Origin of the sequence: Hyella patelloides LEGE 07179 (assembly GCF_900659865.1) — a bacterium.
Lineage (GTDB): Bacteria > Cyanobacteriota > Cyanobacteriia > Cyanobacteriales > Xenococcaceae > Hyella > Hyella patelloides.
Map to the genome: position 1 here is coordinate 1 of NZ_LR214396.1, position 3314 is coordinate 3314.

General features: G+C 39.1%; 2 protein-coding genes and 1 pseudogene. 1 reads left to right on the plus strand and 2 read right to left on the minus strand.

Annotated features, from left to right (window positions below; genetic code table 11):
• Positions 1-108: 108 nt before the first annotated feature.
• The gene (locus H1P_RS35125) at positions 109-750 is read right to left on the minus strand and encodes a hypothetical protein (protein ID WP_144876392.1); all 642 of its coding nucleotides are present in this window, start codon (positions 748-750) and stop codon (positions 109-111) included.
• Positions 725-3019, minus strand: a complete 2295-nt coding sequence (locus tag H1P_RS35130) for a tandem-95 repeat protein (protein ID WP_144876394.1) — start codon at positions 3017-3019, stop codon at positions 725-727. The genes H1P_RS35125 and H1P_RS35130 overlap by 26 nt, the downstream gene beginning before the upstream one ends.
• Before the next feature lie 113 nt (positions 3020-3132).
• Here H1P_RS35130 and H1P_RS35135 point away from each other — a divergent pair.
• Positions 3133-3314 (plus strand): annotated as a pseudogene (locus H1P_RS35135) (IS5/IS1182 family transposase); the annotation flags it as partial.

Here is a 3314-nt window from a genome sequence, read left to right on the forward strand (position 1 = left end):
ATGAAAACGCAAGAACTTAAATCAGAAATAAAAGAGCAAAATTCAATCTGAGAGCGAAAGAATTAGGTTTTTAGTCATCTCAAATTTGTCAAATACTGATAATCATTTTCATAATGAGAATTGCTGCTCGCTATCTAAGCTAGTTTCCTCTTCAACCTTGATATCCACTCCAGTAGAGTCGAGATTGCGGTATCTCAAACCAGCAGAATCGGGACCATCGTAAGTACTGATATTAGCCATAATTTGGGGCTGTTGGGCAAACAGGCTGTCAAACTCAACCGAAGTCCAGTTGTGATTGACAATATCTCCAGTACGATCTGCAAAGTAGGTAAAATCATCCCACTGACCAGAACCAGTTTCCATTGCCAACCAACCCAGCGTTTCGCTGCCGTGACCCGAATTTTTATTAGCTTCTTCCTCTTCCATACCCACTGCAAAACCAGTAGTGGAGCTATTGCGTTGGCGGGTTCTGACAAAATCAGCATCGTTGTCGGTCTGTACCTGAGAAAAGATTACGGGGGTACTGGCAAATTCTAGGTCAAAATCTACCGTATCGAAACTTGAACCGCCATTAACCAATCCATTACTCTCTATCGTACCTACTTCTAATAATGCACCATTATCTAGCTGCCAAGTTCCCGCTTCCAACACGAAATAGCTTACCTGTTCGGGAATATGAGTACCGTCAAGATAGTTAGGTTCTTGGATTCTTACATCAAAGCTATTACCCGTCGGTAATGATGTATTCAAAACTGGCTACTCCGTTAAAGCCAAAAACTGGGGTAAACTCGATATTGCCCGCCTCATCATATCTCAGCGTGCCGTTAACGGGATTTCTCGCTCCGACAAACTCTAAAATATCTGCCGTATCCAGGTCGGTATCGTTTTCGAGTAGTTGTGTGGGGACAATGGTTAGAGGTACGTTTTCATCAGTAGTAAAGGTATCGGTAACAGCGACGGCGGGGCTGTTAACAATAGTAATATCAAAACTATCTTCGGCGAATTCACCTTCACTATCGATAACTGTAGCTGTAATAGTAGCAGTACCGATAAAGGTTTCGGTATAATCCAACACTAAAGCACGGGTTGTGGAGTCGAATCCAAAGAAATCAAAGACATCTCCTCTAATACTGCTGTATCTACTACTGACTTCATAAAATAAATTATCTCCCTCTTCGATATCTTCAAAATAATCGGCAAAATCAATAATGGTATTGGCGGAGTTTTTGTTTAACGTAAGATCGGGAATGGGAGTAGTGATAAAAGGAGTGTCGTTAACGGGATTGACGTTAACTTGTACCAATCCAGTACTGTTTTCTATTCCATCGGTCAGAACGTAATTAAAACTAGCGATGCCGTTAAAGTTGAGGTCGGGAGTAAATACCACGTTTCCTTCTGCATCGATCTCTGCCGTACCGTTAGCTGAATTATTAACTTCTAGAAGGCTCAAACTGCTCAGTTGTTCTACATTTATATCGTTACCGAGTAGTTCGGAAGCGAGAATGGTGACGGAAGTATCTTCATCAGTAGCAGCAGTATCTGTATTGGCAATTGGAGCATCATGAATAAAATTGACCATGACTTCTACTGATGCTATCTCACTATCTATGCCATCAGTAACGGTGTAATCAAAACTGGCAATACCATTAAACTCATCAGCAGGAGTAAATTCAATATTTCCCTCCGCATTGATAATTGCTGTTCCATTGAATAAATTGTTTATACTGCTAATACTTAGACTTTTTTCTGTGTCAAGATTAATATCATTATCGAATAATTCATTGGCTAATATCGTCAAAGAAACATCTTCATCTGTAGCAAAAGTATCATCATTTGCAATTAGAATATAATTTACAGGATTTACTATAACTTCTACCGTTCCTGTATTATTCTCTATACCATCAGTGAATGTGTAATCAAATTTAATTTTGCCATTAAAGTTTGAATTTGGAGTAAATTCAATATTTCCTTCCTCATTAATAATTGCTGTTCCATTGAATAAATTATTTATTTCGACAATACTTAAGATATTTTCTGGGTCAATATCGCTATTGTTATTAAATAACTCAGAAGCTAATATTGTCACGGATGTGTCTTCATCAGTAGCAATCTTATAATCATCAGAAAAATTAATAGCTTGAATTATCGCCTCAACTATTTCAGAAGCATTATTCACAGCAGAAGCTTGACCACCAGTTGACGTAGCTAGATTTTCAAAGCTATTTCTTGCGGTAGCATTATTGCCAATCAAAATAGTAAAAATTTCTACTGGTACTGCTATTGTCTCACCATCAGCATCCAGAGTTTCGATAGCAAAAGCAGTCTTCGCTAGACCCTCGTTGACTTGGGTAGTTGCAACATCTCCTAAGATTGATATTGGAGCAGAATCTAAAAGAGTATTAGGAAGAGAAACACCTGTATTAGCAGCCAAACTCAATACCTGAGATCGAAGAGCGGTATCTTTAGGAGGAGCATCGCCAAATAAAATAATTCTTCTGACACTGGCTTCGGCTCGCCACTGTCCAGCACCGCCAGATAGAGCGCGAATCAATCCAGCATTTACAGCTTCGGGTACATCTCCACCACCACCAACACCAATACTATTTATGGCATTGATAGCAGCATCTTTACGCTCGTCAACTGTTGGTTGGTCGGTGAACGAAATAAAGGTATTCGTACCAGGATCGTTATAGCCTACTACAGCTATGCGAGAATTTAGAGCGTTGTCAAATATAGTATTGATAATGTTTTGAGCATTAGCTTTAACAGATCCAATATTGGTACTCATACTTCCAGTAGTATCGATGACGAAAGCAATATCCAGTCCTGGTCTTAAGTCTACTGTTCTGTCAGAAAATACAGCAAATTCTACAGTACTCAGTTTGTCCGACCCGTCACGATCGCTTACTGAATCGATAATATTTACTCTATCACCGCTAAAAAGACCACCAGTTGAGAAAGTGATTTCATACTCAGAAAAAGAACCTCGATAAATAGGGTTTGCTGAATAACTTGACAACCTTGAGCAAATAAAGGTTACAAGGATTTTGGGCGCAGCAAAAAGTTAAGTAAAAATGGCGAAAAACCCCTAAAATTGGTAAAAGACCCTTGCACTTATCTCAGCAAGAACAAATGTACCGTAAAACTAGCCAGTCGGAGCTTACCCCAGAAAATTTTGAATTACCCTTTGAAAGTAAGTTGTCATCAGAAAACCGATGGGTAATTATGGCAGAGTTAATTCCTTGGTCAGATTTTGAGTCAGAATATGCCGAAAATTTCTCAGAAACAATGGGAGCAATAGCTAAACCATTTCG